This is a genomic window from Bacillus sp. AFS073361 (assembly GCF_002567005.1).
Taxonomy (GTDB): Bacteria; Bacillota; Bacilli; order Bacillales; family Cytobacillaceae; genus Neobacillus.
This window is the reverse complement of the sequence record NZ_NUZU01000159.1, coordinates 1-296: the sequence shown is the minus strand read 5'-3', so window position 1 is coordinate 296 and position 296 is coordinate 1. Positions and strand designations below refer to the sequence as shown.

The 296-nt window shown below is 48.3% G+C and carries 1 protein-coding gene; it reads left to right on the top strand.

The features are described 5' to 3' along the window. Positions 1 to 296: hypothetical protein (locus tag COJ96_RS28940; protein WP_218936540.1), on the top strand; the 296-nt coding region annotated here is incomplete at both ends.

Below are 296 nucleotides of genomic sequence, written 5' to 3'. Positions count from 1 at the left end.
GGTGTAAAAGACGCGGAAGCGGCAAAGGAAGCAGCAGAAGCCAAAGCTGATGCGAAGGATGAAGAACTGGAGGAGATGAAAAAACAGACATCCGAAGACGCCATTTCAAAGCGCCTGGTCGCCGTTATGACGGCAAATGATGGTGCTGTGAAAATTGCCGGTAAAGAGTTCACCTGTGATTCTCTCGACGCACTGACCATTAAGCGTAAGGCGCTTGATGCTGCCGGCATCAAATGCAAAAAATATGATAACTGGGATAAAGGGCCGGAAGCGTATGTGAACGCTTATTTTGATGC